This is a genomic window from Bradyrhizobium tropiciagri, assembly GCF_001189845.1.
GTDB classification, from domain to species: Bacteria; Pseudomonadota; Alphaproteobacteria; order Rhizobiales; family Xanthobacteraceae; genus Bradyrhizobium; species Bradyrhizobium tropiciagri.
Genome location: NZ_LFLZ01000016.1, coordinates 114,954 through 132,643, shown reverse-complemented (window position 1 = coordinate 132,643; position 17,690 = coordinate 114,954). Strand labels below are relative to the sequence as shown.

Below are 17,690 nucleotides of genomic sequence, written 5' to 3'. Positions count from 1 at the left end.
CGATGCGCAAACTTCTGCTGCAGAGTCTGTTTCGCCAGCCATTGACCGAGCAGGCGCCGCGTCCGGACGACGCCGCGATCGCGGAGCTCGCGGCCACGGTCGGCCGCACCGCAAGGCGTCGCCTCGGCCGCAGCCTGTCGATCCGCGAGGTTGATGCCGGCTCGTGCAACGGATGCGAATTGGAAATTCACGCGCTGAGCAATCCGTATTATGACGTCGAGCGATTTGGAATCCGGTTTGTCGCATCACCCCGTCACGCCGACGTCCTGCTCGTCACGGGTCCCGTGACGAGGAACATGCGCGAGGCGCTGGAGCGGACCTACAATGCAACGCCCGATCCGAAATGGGTTGTCGCGGCGGGCGATTGCGCCAGGGACGGCGGATGCTTTGCCGGCAGCTACGCGGTGGTGGGCGGGGTTTCCGCAATCATCCCGGTCGATCTCCACATTCCGGGATGTCCTCCGCCTCCGATGACGATCTTGCGTGGCCTTCTCGGCTTGCTCGAGGAGGCGGGCTCCGGCGGCGCGGCAAGGTGAGGGATCGCGCTTTTAAGCATGATCTTCTCGGAAAACCGCTACGCACTTTTCCGGATCATGCTTTAGCCGCTGTCGCGCAGCACCAGTTCGAAGCCGAGATCGATGCGGCGCTCGCCGCCGCGCTCCAAGGTCAGCGTCGCCGCGGTGCGGCCGATCGCATCGCCATGCACGCTGATCGTGCTCAATGTCGGCGAGATCAGCTGGCCCATTTCGAGATCGCCGAGGCCGATCACCGCGACCGGCTGCGCGGATGCAGGCCCATCGCGCAGCAGCCCGGCCTTGCGCAGCCCGGACATGAAGCCGATCGCATGCGCATCATTGGCGGCGAACACGGCGTCGACATCAGGCAGGCGCGCGTGCGCCGCCACGCTGCCGGAGTCCTTGCGGTCCAGGATCAATCTGCGCGGCTCGGCTCGACCGCTGGCCAGCGCCTCGTCCCTGAAGCCGAACCAGCGGCGCGTGCCGCGCGGATCGTCGCCGCCGATGAAGGCGAGATGCTTGCGTCCCTGCGCAACCAGATGTTTCGCGACAGCGACACCGGCCTTGTAATTGTCGAAGCCGGCGACGGCATCGATCGGGTTTGCCGGCAGATCCCAGGTCTCGACGATCGGGATCCGCGCGTTGCGCAGCAGCCGGCTGCCCTCCTCCGTCGCTGGGGAGCCGACCATGATGATCGCCTCGGGCCGCCGCGACAGCAGCGCCGCCAGCATGCGGTCCTCGCGCGCCGCGTCATAGCGCGACTGCGCCAGAATCACGGAGAAGCCGAGCGGCTCGAGCTTGTCGGACAGGCCCTGCACGGTGTCGGCAAAGATCGAGTTGGCGATGGTCGGTACCAGCACACCGACCGAATTGGTCCGCGCGCTCGCCAGCGCGCCCGCCACCAGGTTCGGGATATAGCCGAGGTCGCGCATCGCCTGCTCGACCCGCGCCCGGGTCTCGGGGGCGACCAGGTCGGGCATCCGCACCACCCGACTCACCGTGATCGAGGAGACGCCGGCGCGCTTGGCCACCTCTGAAAGGGTGGGCGCGGCACCGGCCGGGCCGGTCCCGGGTTCGGTCACTTCGGAGCTCATGGCCCGACCCTGCACGATTCCGGGTTGCCAAGCCACGATGTTAGCGCTAGCATCGCACCATGTTAGCGCTAACATAGAACAAAAAGTGGAGCAACGGCATGATTTCGGACGAGCAGGCCCAGGCTTACAAACGCGACGGGGTGATCGTGGTCCCCGAGGTGCTCAACCAGGAGACCCTGGGGAAGGTGCGCACGGTGCTCGCAGAGCTGGTGGCTGGCGCCGCCAGTGTGACCGAGCACACCGATGTCTACGACCTCGAACCGGGCCATACGCCGGAGACCCCGCGCGTCCGCCGCATCAAGGCGCCGCACAAGGTGCACCCGATCTTCGACGAGATCGTCCGCAGCCCCGCCGTGATCTCGATCCTGACCAAGCTAATCGGCCCCGGCCTTCGCCTGCACGGCTCCAAGCTCAACATGAAGTCGGCGCAATACGGCTCGCCGGTCGAGTGGCATCAGGACTGGGCGTTCTATCCGCATACCAATGACGACATTCTCGCGATCGGCGTGCTGCTCGACGACTGCGATATCGAGAACGGCCCGATGCTGGTGACGCCGGGTACGCACACCGGCGCCACGATGTGGGATCATCACGGCGAGGACGGCCACTTCGCGGGCCTGATCGATCCGGACCAGATCCAGGACGACATCAAGCGCGCGGTGCCCTGCATGGGCAAGGCCGGCAGCATGTCGTTCCATCACGTGCGCGCGCTGCACGGCTCGGCGACCAACACATCGAACCGGCCGCGCAACCTGCTGCTCTACGAAGTGGCCGCCAGCGACGCCTGGCCGCTGATGGGCGTGAAGGACTTTGACGAGTTCAACAGCCGCCTGCTGGCGGGTCCGCCGGTGGTCGCACCGCGGCTCACCGACGTGCCGGTGCGGATGCCGCTGCCGCCGGCCAAGCGGCAGGGATCGATCTACGAGACCCAATCGGCGTCGAAGAAATCCTACTTCACGCGCGCTGCCTGAAGACGACGACAATGCCCGCGGCCACGCCGCGGGCATCGCTGCTTCAAATACATAAAAACATACATAACGGGGAAACGAATGACCAAGATGGCAGATGGCGCCAGTAAATCGCGCCTGCGAGTGATTCTTGCAGCCAGCATCGGCTCCGCGCTCGAATGGTACGACTTCTTCCTCTACGGCACCGCCGCCGCGCTGGTGTTCGGCGAGTTGTTCTTTCCAAAGAGCGATCCGGTGGTCGGCACGCTGCTGTCGTTCCTGACCTTCGGCGTCGGCTTCGTGGTGCGGCCGTTCGGCGGCCTGTTGTTCGGCATCCTCGGCGATCGCTATGGCCGCAAGCCGGTGCTGGTCGCAACGCTGCTGATGATCGGCATCGGCACCACCGCGATCGGCTTGCTGCCGACCTACTCGCAGATCGGCATCTGGGCGCCGGTGCTGCTGGTCGCGATGCGCGTGATCCAGGGCCTCGGCGCCGGCGCCGAATATGGCGGCGCGGTGATCTATCTGGTTGAAAATGCGCCGCCGAAACATCGCGGCTTCTGGGGCGGCTTCGCGCCGCTCGGCGTCTCGGTCGGCAACCTGCTCGCCGCCGGCGCCTTCGCGCTGGCGACGATGCTGCCGCGCGAGGCGCTGATGAGCTGGGGTTGGCGGCTGCCCTTCCTGGCGAGTTTCCTGCTGATCGTCGTCGGCATCTTCGTCCGCATGCGCATCACCGAGACGCCGGTTTATACCGATGCCGTGGTCGCGCGCGGCAAGGTGGAGAGCAATCCGGCGATGGAGGCGTTGCGCCAGCACCCGCGCAACTTCTTCGTCGTGCTCGGCGCCCGGATGGCCGAGAACGGCCTCGGCTATTTCTTCCCGGTGTTTGGTCTGAGCTACGTCATCACCACGCTGGGCGTGCCGAAAGCGGAGGCGCTCAGCGCGCTGATGCTGGCCTTCACGGTCGAGCTGTTTGCGATCCTCGGCTTTGCCGCCCTGTCGGACCGGATCGGACGGCGGCCGGTCTATATGTTCGGAGCGCTGGCTGGCGTCGCGCTCGCCTTCCCGTTCTTCTGGATGGTCGGCACCAAGGAGTGGGTCATGATCGCACTCGCCTTCATCCTGGCGCGTGCCGTGGTGACCGCGGCGATGTTCGGGCCGCAGGCGGCATACTTCGCCGAACTGTTCCCGCCGCAGCGCCGCTTCGCCGGCTTTGCCTTCGCCCGCGAGCTCGGCTCACTGCTGTCGGGCGGTCCCGCGCCGTTCGTCGCCACCGCGCTGGTGGCCGCCTATGGCACCTGGTGGCCGGTCGCCTGCTACGCGATGTTCCTGTCGGCCTGCACGGTGGTTGCGATCTGGATCGGGCCGGAGACCTATCAGGAGAACATCGCCGCCGACGCGAGCGAGCAGGCCGAGCTGCCCACCGCGATCCCGGCGCGGGCTTGATCGGTGGCGCAGCAACTGCGTGTTCTGCAGTCGCTCTGGGCGATGGAGCGGCGGCTGGCCGATGAGGATGAATGGCCGCTGCAAACCCAGCTCGCGATGATCCGCGATGCCGGGTTTGACGGCGCCGGCGTGCGCTTCATCGATCCTGCCTTCGCGCGCGAAGTGACGGGCTTCCTTGGCGCGCATGGCATGATCTGGCAGGCGCAATGCTACCCGAAGAGCGTCGACGACCTGAAGCCGGTGCTCGAGCTGGTCGCCCGGCTCGGCGCCGATCACGTCAATCTGCAGCCGGACGTTCGGCCTCGCCGGCTCGCGGACTGCATTCCCCTGCTCGAAGGCTGGCGCCGGCTTGCCACTGACGCCGGCGTTGCCGTGCATGTCGAGACCCATCGCGACCGCATGACGACCGACCTGTTCTTCATGCTCGATTTGCTCGACTGCTTTCCCGATCTGCGGCTGACCGCCGATCTCTCGCACTACCTGGTCGGCCGCGAATTCGCCTGGCCGGTCGACGACGCCAACCACGCGATGATCCATCGCATCCTCGACCATGCCTGGGGCATCCACGGCCGCATCGCGAGCCGCGAGCAGGTGCAGATCTCGCTCGGCTTTCGCCAGCACCAGGGCTGGGTGTCGCTATTCACAGACTGGTGGGAGTACGGCATCCGCTCCTGGCGGAAGCGCGCCGGGCCCGATGCGACCCTGACCTTCCTGTGCGAGCTCGGTCCCCCGCCCTATGCCATCACCGGGGCCGATGGCCGGGAATTGTCCGACCGCTGGCAGGACGCGCTGGCCATGAAGGACATGATCCACGCGCTGTGGGACAGCATCGCGAACGAGCCGCAAGGCACGCTCCCGCGTTGATTCAAGCAGGCGGCAGCGGCATTCTGAATTGACAAGCAGTTCAGATCGACGCGAGCACCCGTGCGCAACCACCAACGAGCCGGCTCACTTCGACGCCTCACACGCATCGCCATCCCGGCGATTGCCGCCTTGGTCTGCACGAAGGCGATCGCGGCAGAACCGACGCTTGATGTCGCGCGCATGCCGCGCATTGCGACCATCGACCCGCGCTTCCAGTCCTACAACATCGAGATGGTCGAGGTGACCGGCGGGCGATTCTGGAAGCCTTATGCGGCCGCCGATGCACGGACATATCCAAAGGCGGAACGGTTCGCGGCCCGTGCGCCGATCGATCTGCACGACGGCAGGCTACGCTCGCTGGCCGCCGCCCTCGCGCCTGCGTATCTGCGCGTCAGCGGAACCTGGGCCAACAGCACGTTCTTTGCAGATTCCGACGCACCACCAAGCGCACCGCCGGCCGGCTTCAAGGGCGTGCTGACACAACGGCGATGGCGGGATGTGATCGACTTCTCGCACGCCGTCGATGCCCCCATCGTCACGTCTTTTGCGATCAGCGCCGGCACGCGTGATTCCGAGGGACGATGGACCTCCGAACAGGCCCGGCAGCTTCTTTCCTTCACGCGATCGGCCGGCGGCCAGATTGCCGCAGCCGAGTTCATGAACGAGCCCGACCTGCCTGCGATCGGCGGCGCGCCTGACCGCTACGATGCCAAAGCCTACGGCCGGGACTTTGCCGCGTTCCGTGCATTCATGAAGGACACGGCGTCCGACGTGACGATCCTCGGCCCAGGCACGATCGGCACCACCGCGGACGCACAAGCGCGCTTCGCGGTCTCGGCAGCAGGCATCGACGCGGTCTCCTACCATCACTACGGCGCGCTCTCGGCGCGATGCTCCGGCAATCGCACAGCCAAGCAAGCGCTGTCGGACGAGTGGCTGGCGCGAACCGGCAGGACATTCGCCTTCTACAAGACGCTGCGTGACCGGCTTGCGCCGGGCAAGCCGATCTGGCTGACCGAGACCGCGGAGACCGCATGCGGCGGCAACCGCTGGGCCGCAACCTTCATCGATACCTTCCGCTACCTCGATCAACTCGGACGGCTGGCCAAGGCCGGCGTTCAGGTTGTCATGCACAATACGCTTGCCGCCAGTGACTACGGGCTGCTCGACGAGCGAACCCATCTGCCGCGGCCGAACTACTGGGCCGCGCTGCTATGGCGACGGTTGATGGGAACCCGCGTGCTCGATGCCGGCATCTCACGGCAACCCGGTTTCCATGTCTATGCGCATTGCACGCGCGACATGTCCGATGCAATCACCCTACTCGTCATCAACAATGATCGGCAGACGCAACGCAAGCTGACACTGGCAGCCGCCGCACAACGCTACACACTGGCGAGCCCAAAGCCCGCCGACGGCACCGTTCAGCTCAATGGCAGCTCGCTTGCACTTGGGGCTTCCGATCAGATCCTGGCCCTAAAGGGTGATCCAGCTGCAGCAGGAGCGATCGTCTTTGCTCCCGCAACGATCACGTTCCTGACCATCGCTAGCGCCGGCAATAGCAATTGCCCGTAACGCGCAAGCCTTACGCCGCGTCGCGGCTGTCCTCGGAGGAGGCTGCCGGGCGCACCAGATGGCCGAGCATGATCGCGGTCATCAACCGCTCCATCTCGAGCCATGCGGTGACATGTGACATGGTCGGCCGGCCGCCAAGCGCGAGCTGGTTGACATCGTCGACCGCCGTCAGTCCGCGCGGATAGAACTCGCGGAAGATCACCCGTTCGGCCAAGCCGTCGACCAGGCGGAAGTTCAGCGTCTTCGACAGTTCGCTGAGAGCCTCGCCGACCAGGCGCTTGTTGCGAGAACCGAGCGTGGAGAGACGGTTGCGCAGCACCACCCACTCGAATGCCGGCTGATCGTTTGCGCTGCGCTGGCGCCGCGCCTCCTCCACCATCTTGGAATAGTGGCTGATGCCGGTCACCTTGAAGTCGTTCGGATCGACGGTGCCGAGCACGTCGAAATCGATGAAGCTGTCGTTCAGCGGCGTGATCAGCGTGTTCGCCAGCGAATGCGTGAACGTTGTCAGGTAGGTGTCATGGCCGGGGCAGTCGATGACGACGAAGTCATGCGATCGGCCGAGCCGTTCGACGATCTCGGCGAGCGCGCTACGCCCGAGCGTCTCGACCTCGCTGCTCCTGCCGCTCACCGTCTCGAAGCACATATGCGCCGGGATGCCGAGATCGAGCGAGGTTTCCCGCGCCCAGTCCCGCCGGTTCTCGACGTAATGCGTCAGCGACTTCTGCTTATTGTCGAGATCGATGGTGGCGACACGCTGACCCGCCTTGATCAGCGCGATGGCGACGTGCATGGCAATTGTCGACTTGCCAGAGCCGCCCTTGTTGTTTCCGACAACAATTACTCGTGCGTTTGTCATGGGAATCCATACCGGACGCTTGAGTGAGAGCCAGGACGAAATGAAATTTAATGAATGACTGGAGTCTCCCTGATTCGACGAATCTCGACAAGAGTCGCTGCAACAATGTCGTGATCGAAATCAAGAAGCTGCGACATCATTGTCACAGCTTCCTACAGTACGGATCGCGAACACAACTCGCGCTTTGGAGCTCGCGTCCCGAGCGCTAGCGCCCCTGGAACACGGCGGCGCGACGCTCCACGAACGACTTGATGCCTTCGGCAGCATCCGCGGTGTTGAGCACGCGTTCGCGGATCTGCGGGATGATTGCGATCGCCGCCTGCTCGCCGGCTTCGATGAACTTGCGGCCCGCCTCTTTCGTCACCTGGATTCCGAGCGGCGCATTGCGCGCGATGATCTCGGCAAGCGCCATCGCGCGCTCGATCTGCTGACCGGCCGGCACGACCTCCTGCACGAGACCGATCCGATGCGCTTCGGCCGCAGAGAACTCGTCGCACAGAAGCAGGTGATACATCGCATCGCCCCACCCGGCACGGCTGATATAGCGGAAATGCGCGCCGGCGAGCGGCGCGATGCCGCGCTTGGCTTCCATCTGGCAAAAGCGGCTGTCGTCCGCGGCGACAACGATATCGCCGGCCAGCATCATCTCGATACCGACCGTGAACACGATGCCCTGCACCGCCGTGATGATCGGCTTGCGGCACCGCTTCGACAATCCAAAGGGATCGACGTTGCCTTCCGGTAGCGGCTTGCGGCTCGCCGTCGGACCGAAGAATTTCGGCATGTCGAGACCCGCGGTGAAACTGCCGCCGGCGGCACAGAGCACGCCGACCCAAAGGCTGTCGTCATTGTCGAGCAGCGTCAGCGCGTCGGACAGCTCAGTCATCATCCCCGGACTGAAGGCGTTCTTCTTCGCGGGATTGTCGATGATGATCTTCAGGATGCGGTCATGCCGCTCGTGGCGGACCCGCCCTTCGCTCGCGCTGCCGGACATCTGTTCCTCCCTGCTTTGTGACTGAATATTTTCTGGATGATGGTTGTCATCCAGATGCATGATGGTCATAATCCAGAACGAGAGTCAAACAGGGGCACTGTGAGATGGGCCATTCCCAGGCCGACAAGGCCAGGAGCCGCGAGCGGATCCTGAACGAGGCCGCGACGCAGATCCGCGACAAGGGACTGGACGCGCTCAGCATCGGCGGCCTGATGCAGCAGGTGAAGCTGACCCATGGCGGCTTCTACGGGCACTTCGCTTCGCGTTCCGACCTGATCGCCGCGGCGCTGGAGCAGGCGCTGACCGCAGGCGAAGCGTCGGCGCACGCTGCGCGCGATCCCGACAAGCCGGTCAGCATCAACGCGCTGGTGCGAAGCTATCTCAGCCGCACCCACCGCGACCAGCCGAGGTCGGGCTGCGCGATCGGCGCGCTGATCTCCGATGTCGGCCGCGCCGACGCGCAATGCCGCGCGGTGATGGAGCCGCACATCGAATCCTTCATTGCCAAGGTCGCCGAGACGCTCGGTGACGATGACGATCACAGCGCGATCGTCGCTGTCAGCGCGATGGTCGGCGCACTCGCGATCTCGCGCGTCATCACCGATCCGAAGCGGTCCGATGCCATCCTGCGCACGGTGCGCGAGCGCATCGTGGCGATGGCCTCAGACGAATGATTGCGCCCGCGCCGCGGGCACCTTGTTTGTTGAGCATGATCTTTTCGGAAAACCGGTTTCCACTTTTCCGGATCATGCCCTTGATGGAGCGAGCCATGAACAACCGATCCACCCTCGAGCCGACGGCTGTGCAGGGCAGCGTGCTGATATCAGGCGTCGGCGCATCCAATGGCCTCGGCGCCGCGATCGCGCGACGCTTCGCGGCCGGCGGCTATCCTGTCGCGATCGCCGGGCGCAACGCGGAGAAGCTCGCAGCAACCGCAGCCGAACTCGCCGCCGATGGCGCCAGGGTCGCCCATGTCGTCGGCGATGCCTCGACCGCGGCCGACGTGGCGCGCTTCGTCGAGGCCGCCGAGAGGCTGGCCCCGCTGGCGATGGCCGTGCACAATGCCGGCTCCAACCGGCCGGCGCCGTTCCTGAAAGTGAGCGAGCAGCGTTTCGAGGAGCATTGGCGCGAACACGCGCTCGGCGGCTTCCAGCTGGCGCAGGCCGCGATCCCCGCCATGCTTGCACGCGGCGGCGGCACGCTGGTGTTCACCGGCGCCAGCGGTTCGCTGCGCGGCAAGGCCAACTACTCGCCCTTCGCCGCTGCCAAGGCGGCGCTGCGCGCGCTGGCGCAGAGCGTGGCGCGGGAGTTCGGGCCGCAGGGCATCCATGTCGGCCATGTCGTGGTCGACGGCGGCATCGGCGGCGATCGGCTGCTAAGCGTGCGCCCACAATTGAAGGACGAGCGCGGGCCGGATGGCCTGCTCAACATCGCGGCGATTGCCGACGCCTATTGGGTGCTGCATCACCAGCATCGCAGCGCCTGGACGCTGGAGCTCGACCTGCGGCCGTGGGCGGAGCAGTTCTGAGCGCCCAGGGCGGCACGCCTTCACCCGGGAAAATCGATTGCGATCGGCGTAAATCTTGTCAGGCTATGCGGCAAGGTCCGTCGAGATCGCAACCTGTCCCGGGAGAAGGCCATGCCGCAGCCCACGCCGATCCTGCATCATTTCGATCAGTCGCCGTTCTCCGAGAAGATCCGCATCATCTTCGGATTCAAGAAGCTCGCATGGAACTCGGTGCGGATTTCCCGGATCATGCCGCGGCCGGATCTGATGCCAATGACCGGTGGTTATCGCCGCACCCCGACGATGCAGATCGGCGCTGACATCTATTGTGACACCCAGATCATCATCCGCGAGCTGGAGCGGCGCTATCCGACGCCGACGCTGTTTCCCGCGGGAAATGCCGGGATGCCCTGGGCGCTCGGCATGTGGACCGACCGGCCGTTCTTCCAAAGCACGGTCAACCTCGTGTTCGGCTTTATCGGCGACAAAGTCCCGCAGGATTTCATCGCGGACCGCGAGAAGCTGCGCGGCGGCAAGTTCGACATCGCCGCCATGACCGCGGCGCTGCCGCAGATGCGCGACCAATTCCGCGCCAATGTCGACTGGATCGAGGCGCAACTCGGTGACAACAGGCCGTGGCTATTCGGCGAGTTCAGCCTCGCCGATGTCAGCGCCTACATGAACGTGTGGTACGCGCGGCAGAGCATCGCCACGATCGACGAAATGATGAGGCCTTTTCCACGCACCGCGGCGTGGGAGGAGCGCATCCGCGCCATCGGCCACGGCACGCGCACCGAGATGTCGTCGGCCGACGCGCTCGAGGTCGTGGCGAAGGCGCAGCCGGAGTCGCCGGTGTTCGGCGATGGCGCGGATCCGAACGGCCGCAAGCCCGGCGACATCGTCAGCGTGATGCCGGATGACTACGGCAGGATCCCGGTCCGCGGCGAGATCGTCTCGCTGTCGGCACAGCACATCGCGATCCGCCGGTCCGACGAGCGCGTCGGCGAGGTCGTGGTACATTTCCCGCGCGCCGGCTTCCTGGTCGTCCCGGGCTGATCGCCGGCCGGCTCGCGGGGTTGGAAACGCTGCGTTTCGCGGCCTGACCTTGTCGGGCCGCGAACAGGCAATACCTCCACCCCATCTCCAACCGAAGGCTCCACAGCGCAGGCTTGCGGACAGATCCGCAGCAACCCGACCTCTCGGCCTGCGTGCGATGGGTGGCCCGTGGCGGATGCTCCGCCACGCCGACAACTGGACTATGTGATGACGACCTCTCTCGAATTCGGGCTCGATACGTTCGGCGACGTCACCAACGACGCCGCCGGCGCGCCGCTGCACCATGCCCAGGTGATCCGCAACGTCGTCGACGAGGCGGTGCTGGCCGATCAGCTCGGGATCGATTTCATCGGGCTCGGCGAGCACCACCGGGCCGACTTTGCGATCTCCTCGCCCGAGACGGTGCTGGCGGCAATCGCCACGCGCACCAGGAATATCCGCCTCGGCTCTGCGGTGACGGTGCTGAGCTCGGACGATCCGATCCGCGTCTTCCAGCGCTTCGCAACCGTCGACGCGGTCTCGAACGGCCGCGCCGAGGTGATCCTCGGCCGCGGCTCGTTCACCGAGTCGTTCCCGCTGTTCGGCTTCGACCTCCGGCAATACAACGAGCTGTTCGAGGAGAAGCTCGACCTGTTCACCGAGCTCCTGAAGCAGGAGCCGGTGACCTGGGAGGGCAAGCTGCGGCCGCCGCTCAAGGGCCAGTCGGTCTATCCGCCGGTCGAGCACGGCCGGCTGAAGACCTGGATCGGCGTCGGCGGCAGCCCCGAATCCGTGGTGCGCGCGGCGCATTACGACCTGCCGCTGATGCTCGCCATCATCGGCGGCGATCCCAAGCGCTTCGCGCCCTATGTCGACCTGCACCAGCGCGCCTACCAGCAATTCGGCCGGACGCCGCAGCCGATCGGCGTGCACTCGCCGGGTTACGTCGCCGAGACCGATGCGCAAGCGCGCGAGGAGCTGTGGCCGGACTACAAGGTCATGCGCGACCGGATCGGCAAGGAGCGCGGCTGGCCGCCGATGAGCCGCGATGAGTTCGTCGCCGAGGCCGAGCACGGCTCGCTCTATGTCGGCGCGCCGGAAACCGTCGCCCGCAAGATCGCGGCGACCGTGAAGGCGCTCGGCGCCGCGCGCTTCCAGCTGAAATATTCGGCGGGCCCGCTGCCGCATGAGAAGCTGATGAAGAGCATCGAGCTCTATGGAAGCAAGGTGGTGCCGATGGTGCGCGACATGCTCGCCGCGTGACACACGAGAGCCGCCCGCACAAAGCAAAACCCCCGGTGCTTCCACCGGGGGCTCTGTTAGTTGGCTATCAGATCAACCGGTATTACCAGTTGCGCTGAGCGCGGAGCAGCAGGGTGTAGGTGTTCTGGTCCTTCAGCTCGTAGAGAGCAGCAGGCTTGCCGATCGCGGCGCTGGGCGCCGACACCGTACCAGCATACTTCTGATCCAGATGGGTGTAGGTGAAGTCTGCCGTGAAGGTCAGGTTCTTGACCGGGGTCCACTGGGTCTGGGTACCAATCTGCGCGATATTGTAGTCAGGGTTGCAGGTGGTGATCGCGCCGCCCAGAGCATTGAGGGTGGTACGAACCGAACCGCCCACGCCGCCGACGCCGCAGAGCAGGGTCTTAGCCGTATCGTTGTAGGTGATACCGGCATAAGCACCGTAGATCGAGGTGTTCCAGTAGGGGTTCCAGTTGTGCACGTATGCACCGCGGAAGCCCCACGTCGTGACCAGCTGCTGCCCAGTGTTCACGCCACCGATAGCACCGAATACGCTGTCCGGCGCAACGCCGATACCAACGCTCTGGTAGGCGCCCGGCAGACCGGTTCCACCATAAATGGTGTTCGCACCAGCCGAACCAGCGAGGTCCTGGATGTTGTAGCGCGTCGCACCGTTGGTGTAGACGCCCTGCACGTTGATGGTGTCGCCAGGTCCGGTCGGAATGTTCTTGATCGACAAGGCCAACTGACCAGCCCAGCCCCACTTGTCGTCCGGATGACCGGTCAACTCAGTGCCGCCGTAGTAGGCCGCGTGGTTGTCATGCGCCGCGAACGACGCCTGGAACAGACCCCAAGCCTGGTCGACGCGCAGCATCGCGACGAGGTCCGGAGCAATCGTGCCGGCGTAATCGCTGGTGCCGTAAGCGCCACCCGCGAGGGTGTTGTTCACGCCAGCCTGATAGTACGCCGTCTGGTCCTGAGCGGACAGAGACAGCGACACGCCGTTGCCGAACTGAGCGGTGTAGGTGAACTGGTTCACGCCAGTGATCGTACCGCCGCCGCCGACGAGACCGTCGAAGTTGTTGCCCGGATAGTTGGCCCACGGAGCCGAGAACTGCGAGACCGCCTTACCCATGGTGAAGCCGGCGAACTGAATGAAGGCGTAGTAGACGCCAACCGTACCGCCTGCAACCGCACCGGAGTTCGCGTTGTTCGGAGCCTGAACCGCGCCGATCGGGGAGTAAACGGTCGCGCCGTTGCCCTGGCCAGCGTAGGTGTCCGACGTCCACGAGAACGTCGCATCGAAGAAGGTACGGACGACACCGTATTCGGTCGCGGTACGGGTATCGATGTTCAGGTCTTCACGAGAGCGCCAGGTGTAGCCGTTGGTGAACCGGTTGTTCGCACCGCCGGCACCCGAGGTGTTGCCGGTGTGATCCGAGTTCGAGTTCACGACGACGTCGGCGCGCAGGTAGCCGCCCAGCTTGATACAGGTATCGGTGCCCGGGATGTAGTAGAAACCGGGACCATACAGGGAGCAAACCTTCACGTACTCGACCGCTTTGGCCTTGACGGGAAGATCGGCCGCCTGAGCTCCGCCGACCGCGACGAGAGCCGCCGCCGAGCCGAGGATAAGGCTCTTAACCATCTTCATGTTAAACCTCCAAGTTGCTCTATCTCAGGGAAGGTTCCGGATCCGCCGGGTAAACACCCTCAGGTTGGTTCCCTTTGTCCCTTAAATCCCCGCTTAGTCGCTTCGCGCCTTCGGACACACCCGCATGAACGCGAGGGACTTAAGCGAACCACCTAGAACGGGACGACCTCGGGATGCCCCCCTCCGTCGCAGTTCCATATGAGACAGAAGCCCCCCGATCACGCAACAAAAGACCGCTTGCCATGGCAGGAGTTGCGGCTGTTTTCGGGCAAATGTTGCACAAATATCACGGGCATTTGAACTGCGGCACCTCAACAAGCCATTGAAATTTAATAAGAATATTTGAGATACCGCTAGTGGGCGCAAATTTGGGCAACACCGGGCGGAACGGTGTGCAAAACGCGTAGTCCTACCGAGTAAGCGAAAATCGGAGCCCGCTTTGGCGGCACTGATTCCGGCTCCGGGCACGATATTTCGGCCCAAAAACACCGGTATCTGAACGACATAGTCCGCCCCGGATACCGTCGAGTCGAGCCTGGAAGGGGCTTTCCGATGGCTCGGAGCAGGCCGAAGGACGGCGGACGGACCGCTTCCTGTCTGCAGTACCGGCACTAGATGTCACTGCGATGTCAGTGCGCCGGATCAGTCGATTTGTTCTCCGCAGCAGCTGCGCGATGAAATATCTCCACTGCGCGCGTGACGCAGTCACACGGCGGGATGCAGTCGGATGCAGTCACAAGACTCGTTTGTGACGAGAGCTGGTACGCACAATAAAGCAGCAGGCGTGCGACACAGCCCGCGAGGGCGTTGCCAGGAGTGACGTCGCACTCACTCGTCCAGAATATCCAGCAGATCGTTGATCCGCTCGAAGGGCGGCTCGTGTGTCCTGTCTGAGTAAAACACGCGATCGCCGTCGCGTTGGAGCGATCGTGCTCTGGATTTCGGCAGCCTCCCCGGGAGGAACGTCGCTGCGACGGCCTCCGGCCCGACATCGAGCCTCACGATGCCTCGCCGCTTGCAATCGATCCTGAGCCTTGCCGCCGCGAAGAAATCCCGACCCGCCGGCGGCAGCCTGCCGAAGCGGCGCGAGGTCTCTTCCTCGAGATCTTCCAAATCGTCTTCATTCCGGCACCTGGCGACGCGGCCATAAATTTCAAGGCGCATCGATTCCGACTGCACGTAACTCCTTGGCAACAGATCCGCGAGCGGAAGGTTGAGGTCGGGCACCCACATATCGGCGGACCGATCGTTGGTCTTCTCCGAAGCCTGCTTCAGGAGGTGGCTATAGAGCACCGGTCCGAACACCTGCACGTGGCCGGATTGCCGCTCGGACAACAGGTCTCCGGCACCTCTGAGGTCCAGATCACGCTCGCTGATCGCAAAACCGGCGCCCGGTCTGCTGAACTCCTCCAGAACGGCCAATCGCTTGCCGGATTGCTCCGAGCTCGTTTCGGTCAGCATGTACGCGAAGGCGCGCGTTCCGCCGCGTCCCACCCGTCCCCTCAGCTGGTGAAGCTGTGCCAGACCGAACTTTTCCGGCCAGCAGACCACGATAGTGTTCGCCCGCGGAATATCGAGGCCGCTTTCCACGATGTTGGTCGCCAACAGGACGTCGGCCTCGCCTTCGACGTAGCTCATCATGCGGTCGTCAAGTTCATCGGCGGGCAGCTTGCCATGCAGACAAACGATGCGGAGCTCCGGGGCGACCGCCTGCACGCGCGCCAGCAGCGGATCGAGATCCTGGATGCGCGGACAGATCAGGAAGCTCTGCCCGTGACGCCGCTGCTCGCGCAGCAATGCCGCGGCAATCGCAGCGTCCGACAATGGCGCGATCTTGGTCACGACCGGCAGCCGATGCACCGGCGGCGATGCGATCACGCTGAGATCCCTGAATCCCGCAAGACCTGCCGCAAGCGTGCGCGGGATCGGTGTGGCGCTCATCCAGAGCGTATGGACGCCCTTCGCCAGACCCGAGAGCTTCGCCTTCTCCGCTGCCCCGAAGTGCTGCTCCTCGTCGACGATGACGAGGCTCAGCTTGGCGAATTTGACGTCCTTCGATGCGATCGCCTGCGTGCCGACCACGACCTTCATCTTGCCGCTTCGCAGGCTCTCCTTGGTCTCGCGCATTTCCTGCGCCGATGTCGCGCGCGACAGGCTTCCCACCTCGATGCCAAGCGGCGCAAACCGCTTGCGGAACGTCGCGACGTGCTGCCTTGCCAGAACGGTGGTCGGCACGACGATGGCAACCTGCTTGCCCGACAGCGCAACGGCGGCCGCCGCACGCAAGGCGACCTCGGTCTTGCCAAATCCGACATCGCCGCACACGACCCGGTCCATCGGATGCCCCGACGCAAGATCGTCAAGCACGTCCCGGATCGCCTTCGCCTGGTCGACCGTCGTGAAATACGGAAAGCGCGCGACGAACCGCTCATATGCCGGACCGGGAGCGACCAGCTTGGGCGCGCGCCGGCGACGCCGCTGCGCGATGTGTTTGGCAAGCGCCTTGGCGGCGATCTGGATTTCCTGCTCCGCCTTGGTCCGTCGCGCCCACCATGTGCTGCCATCGGCCTTGTCCAATGTCAGCCTGCCGAGCTCAGCCGCATACGGCCAGATCAGTGCAAGGTCGGCGGGCGGAACCAGCACGGCATCGTCGCCGGCGAATGCCAGCCTGATCATCTCGCGGGACGATCCCTTCCCCATGTCGAAAGTCTGCAGGCCATCGAGCACGGCGAGGCCGCGCTGCAGATGAACGACGACCGCGCCCCGCTCCGGCACGTCGGGATGATCGAACGCCGCACTCCAGGCTCTGGCCATCGGCTGCGGATGATGGGCCCGGCTGCCGAGCACGTCGGTCGCCGTCACCACGACAAGCGGCTTGCGGCCTGAATCGATGAAGCCGGTGTCGAAGTCTGCCAACAGCGCGGCTTCGCCGCTCCGCCCCTTCGCCGCCTCGCTCCAGTCGGTGAAGCGCTCCGCCTTGATCCCGCCCATGCGCTCCATCGTGCGCAGGTCGTCCTCAACAGCTGCAACGAGCAGCAGCCGCGATCCGGCGCGCTCGGTGTCGGCGACAAAGGCACGGAGCGCTTTGCGCGACGAGGCGACCTTCGAGAAATCAGGTGTCGGGATGAACGCCGCCTTTCGCGGCAGCACGCTCATGCGTTTGATCAGCCGCTTCCAGTCAGCGGGCGCAAAATACTCGCGCTCGGTCTCCCGGCGGCCGGCAGCCTCCTTGATCGTGCTCAGCCAGCTGTCGGCGTGACCCGACACGCCTGCGTCCGCGATCCAGTGCGCGCGCTCACAATAATCCGGCAGCGCCGCGCGCTGCGCCCGTTTGCCTCCCAGCGCGATCCGTTCGGACATCGGATCGATCAGCAGTTCCTGCGTGTCGAAGACCACGTCGTGTTCGTCGGGATCGACGCCTGCGATTCTGCCGATCACGCCGCCGGAATGCTCGATCCTGAACGGCCCAAGGGCGCCGGCCGGAAACACTTCGAACGTCATGCCGTGGAACAGAACGCTTCCCGGATAATCCGCCTCTTCGTCGAGATCGTATCCGAGAGCCTCCAGACGATCCTTGAGATCCTGCTCGGAATAGCGCGCCCCGACCTTCAAGCTGATGCTGAGGCGGCCCCAGCTCGCGGGCAACGGCAACCGTTCCATGACCGCCTCGGCCGTCGACACCAGGAAGACGGGCTTCTTGCTCTTCGCCAGACGCCGCAACACCGAACTCCGCCTGCCGGCGATCTCGCGCGACGGCTCCAGTCCGTCAAATGGCAAGGTATTCAGCCGCGGAAACACCAGCACCTCGAGCGACGGATCGAGGGAATGCAGCACGCTGCCGAGGCGCTCGGCCCTGTTCTCGCTCTCCGCAAGGAAAACGATGCCGTCGCGGCCGGACTGCTTCCACTGCTCGAGAAGATGCAGCGCCAACATGCCGAGGGGCGAGGAAGATGAGATC

Annotated in this window: 15 protein-coding genes; 10 read left to right on the top strand and 5 right to left on the bottom strand. The window is 64.9% G+C overall.

Going from position 1 to position 17,690, the window contains the following annotated elements; genetic code table 11:
• Positions 1 to 2 precede the first annotated feature (2 nt).
• Positions 3 to 536, top strand: coding sequence for an NADH-quinone oxidoreductase subunit B family protein (locus AKN84_RS15685; RefSeq protein WP_050421589.1), 534 nt, complete (start codon positions 3 to 5; stop codon positions 534 to 536).
• A gap of 62 nt (positions 537 to 598) precedes the next feature.
• On the opposite strand, the gene AKN84_RS15680 is transcribed toward AKN84_RS15685, so the two are convergent.
• Positions 599 to 1,597 (bottom strand): LacI family DNA-binding transcriptional regulator, encoded by a 999-nt coding sequence (locus AKN84_RS15680; protein WP_162240882.1) that lies wholly within the window; start codon positions 1,595 to 1,597, stop codon positions 599 to 601.
• A 110-nt stretch (positions 1,598 to 1,707) separates the two neighbouring features.
• Here AKN84_RS15680 and AKN84_RS15675 point away from each other — a divergent pair, with 110 nt between their 5' ends.
• The 4 genes from AKN84_RS15675 (at position 1,708) to AKN84_RS15660 (ending at position 6,441) form a co-directional block, all read left to right on the top strand.
• Positions 1,708 to 2,580 (top strand): phytanoyl-CoA dioxygenase family protein, encoded by an 873-nt coding sequence (locus AKN84_RS15675; RefSeq protein WP_050421587.1) that lies wholly within the window; start codon positions 1,708 to 1,710, stop codon positions 2,578 to 2,580.
• A 78-nt stretch (positions 2,581 to 2,658) separates the two neighbouring features.
• Complete coding sequence (locus tag AKN84_RS15670) at positions 2,659 to 4,002, top strand: MFS transporter (protein WP_050421586.1); 1,344 nt, start codon at positions 2,659 to 2,661, stop codon at positions 4,000 to 4,002.
• A gap of 3 nt (positions 4,003 to 4,005) precedes the next feature.
• Entirely contained in the window at positions 4,006 to 4,866 is an 861-nt protein-coding gene (locus tag AKN84_RS15665) for a sugar phosphate isomerase/epimerase family protein (RefSeq protein WP_050421585.1), read from the top strand.
• Positions 4,867 to 4,995: 129 nt separating this feature from the next.
• Positions 4,996 to 6,441, top strand: coding sequence for a glycosyl hydrolase family 79 N-terminal domain-containing protein (locus AKN84_RS15660; RefSeq protein WP_244485156.1), 1,446 nt, complete (start codon positions 4,996 to 4,998; stop codon positions 6,439 to 6,441).
• Positions 6,442 to 6,451: 10 nt separating this feature from the next.
• Here AKN84_RS15660 and AKN84_RS15655 read toward each other — a convergent pair whose 3' ends face one another.
• A complete protein-coding gene (locus AKN84_RS15655; protein WP_050421583.1) occupies positions 6,452 to 7,234 on the bottom strand; it encodes a division plane positioning ATPase MipZ in 783 nt (260 codons plus the stop codon).
• Between AKN84_RS15655 and AKN84_RS49975 the strand changes: the two genes are divergently transcribed.
• Entirely contained in the window at positions 7,233 to 7,358 is a 126-nt protein-coding gene (locus AKN84_RS49975; protein ID WP_283805520.1) for a hypothetical protein, read from the top strand. The two genes, AKN84_RS15655 and AKN84_RS49975, sit on opposite strands and share 2 nt — an antisense overlap.
• Before the next feature lie 147 nt (positions 7,359 to 7,505).
• Here the strand turns inward: AKN84_RS49975 and AKN84_RS15650 are convergent, their stop codons facing one another.
• Positions 7,506 to 8,294, bottom strand: coding sequence for a crotonase/enoyl-CoA hydratase family protein (locus tag AKN84_RS15650; RefSeq protein WP_050421609.1), 789 nt, complete (start codon positions 8,292 to 8,294; stop codon positions 7,506 to 7,508).
• A 104-nt stretch (positions 8,295 to 8,398) separates the two neighbouring features.
• On the opposite strand from AKN84_RS15650, the gene AKN84_RS15645 reads away from it, so the two are divergent.
• From AKN84_RS15645 to AKN84_RS15630, 4 genes are all read left to right on the top strand, one after another.
• The gene (locus tag AKN84_RS15645) at positions 8,399 to 8,968 is read left to right on the top strand and encodes a TetR/AcrR family transcriptional regulator (protein WP_050421582.1); all 570 of its coding nucleotides are present in this window, start codon (positions 8,399 to 8,401) and stop codon (positions 8,966 to 8,968) included.
• A 95-nt stretch (positions 8,969 to 9,063) separates the two neighbouring features.
• On the top strand, positions 9,064 to 9,822 hold the full coding sequence (locus AKN84_RS15640; protein ID WP_050421608.1) for an SDR family NAD(P)-dependent oxidoreductase: 759 nt from the start codon (positions 9,064 to 9,066) through the stop codon (positions 9,820 to 9,822).
• Positions 9,823 to 9,933: 111 nt separating this feature from the next.
• The gene (locus AKN84_RS15635) at positions 9,934 to 10,857 is read left to right on the top strand and encodes a glutathione S-transferase family protein (protein WP_050421581.1); all 924 of its coding nucleotides are present in this window, start codon (positions 9,934 to 9,936) and stop codon (positions 10,855 to 10,857) included.
• Between the two features lie 207 nt (positions 10,858 to 11,064).
• Positions 11,065 to 12,099, top strand: a complete 1,035-nt coding sequence (locus tag AKN84_RS15630; RefSeq protein WP_050421580.1) for an LLM class flavin-dependent oxidoreductase — start codon at positions 11,065 to 11,067, stop codon at positions 12,097 to 12,099.
• An 82-nt stretch (positions 12,100 to 12,181) separates the two neighbouring features.
• Here the strand turns inward: AKN84_RS15630 and AKN84_RS15625 are convergent, their stop codons facing one another.
• Positions 12,182 to 13,732 carry a porin gene (locus AKN84_RS15625; RefSeq protein ID WP_050421579.1) on the bottom strand — a complete coding sequence of 517 codons (1,551 nt, stop codon included), beginning with the start codon at positions 13,730 to 13,732 and terminating at the stop codon, positions 12,182 to 12,184.
• An 828-nt stretch (positions 13,733 to 14,560) separates the two neighbouring features.
• Complete coding sequence (locus AKN84_RS15620; protein WP_050421607.1) at positions 14,561 to 17,665, bottom strand: DEAD/DEAH box helicase; 3,105 nt, start codon at positions 17,663 to 17,665, stop codon at positions 14,561 to 14,563.
• Between the last annotated feature and the right edge of the window lie 25 nt (positions 17,666 to 17,690).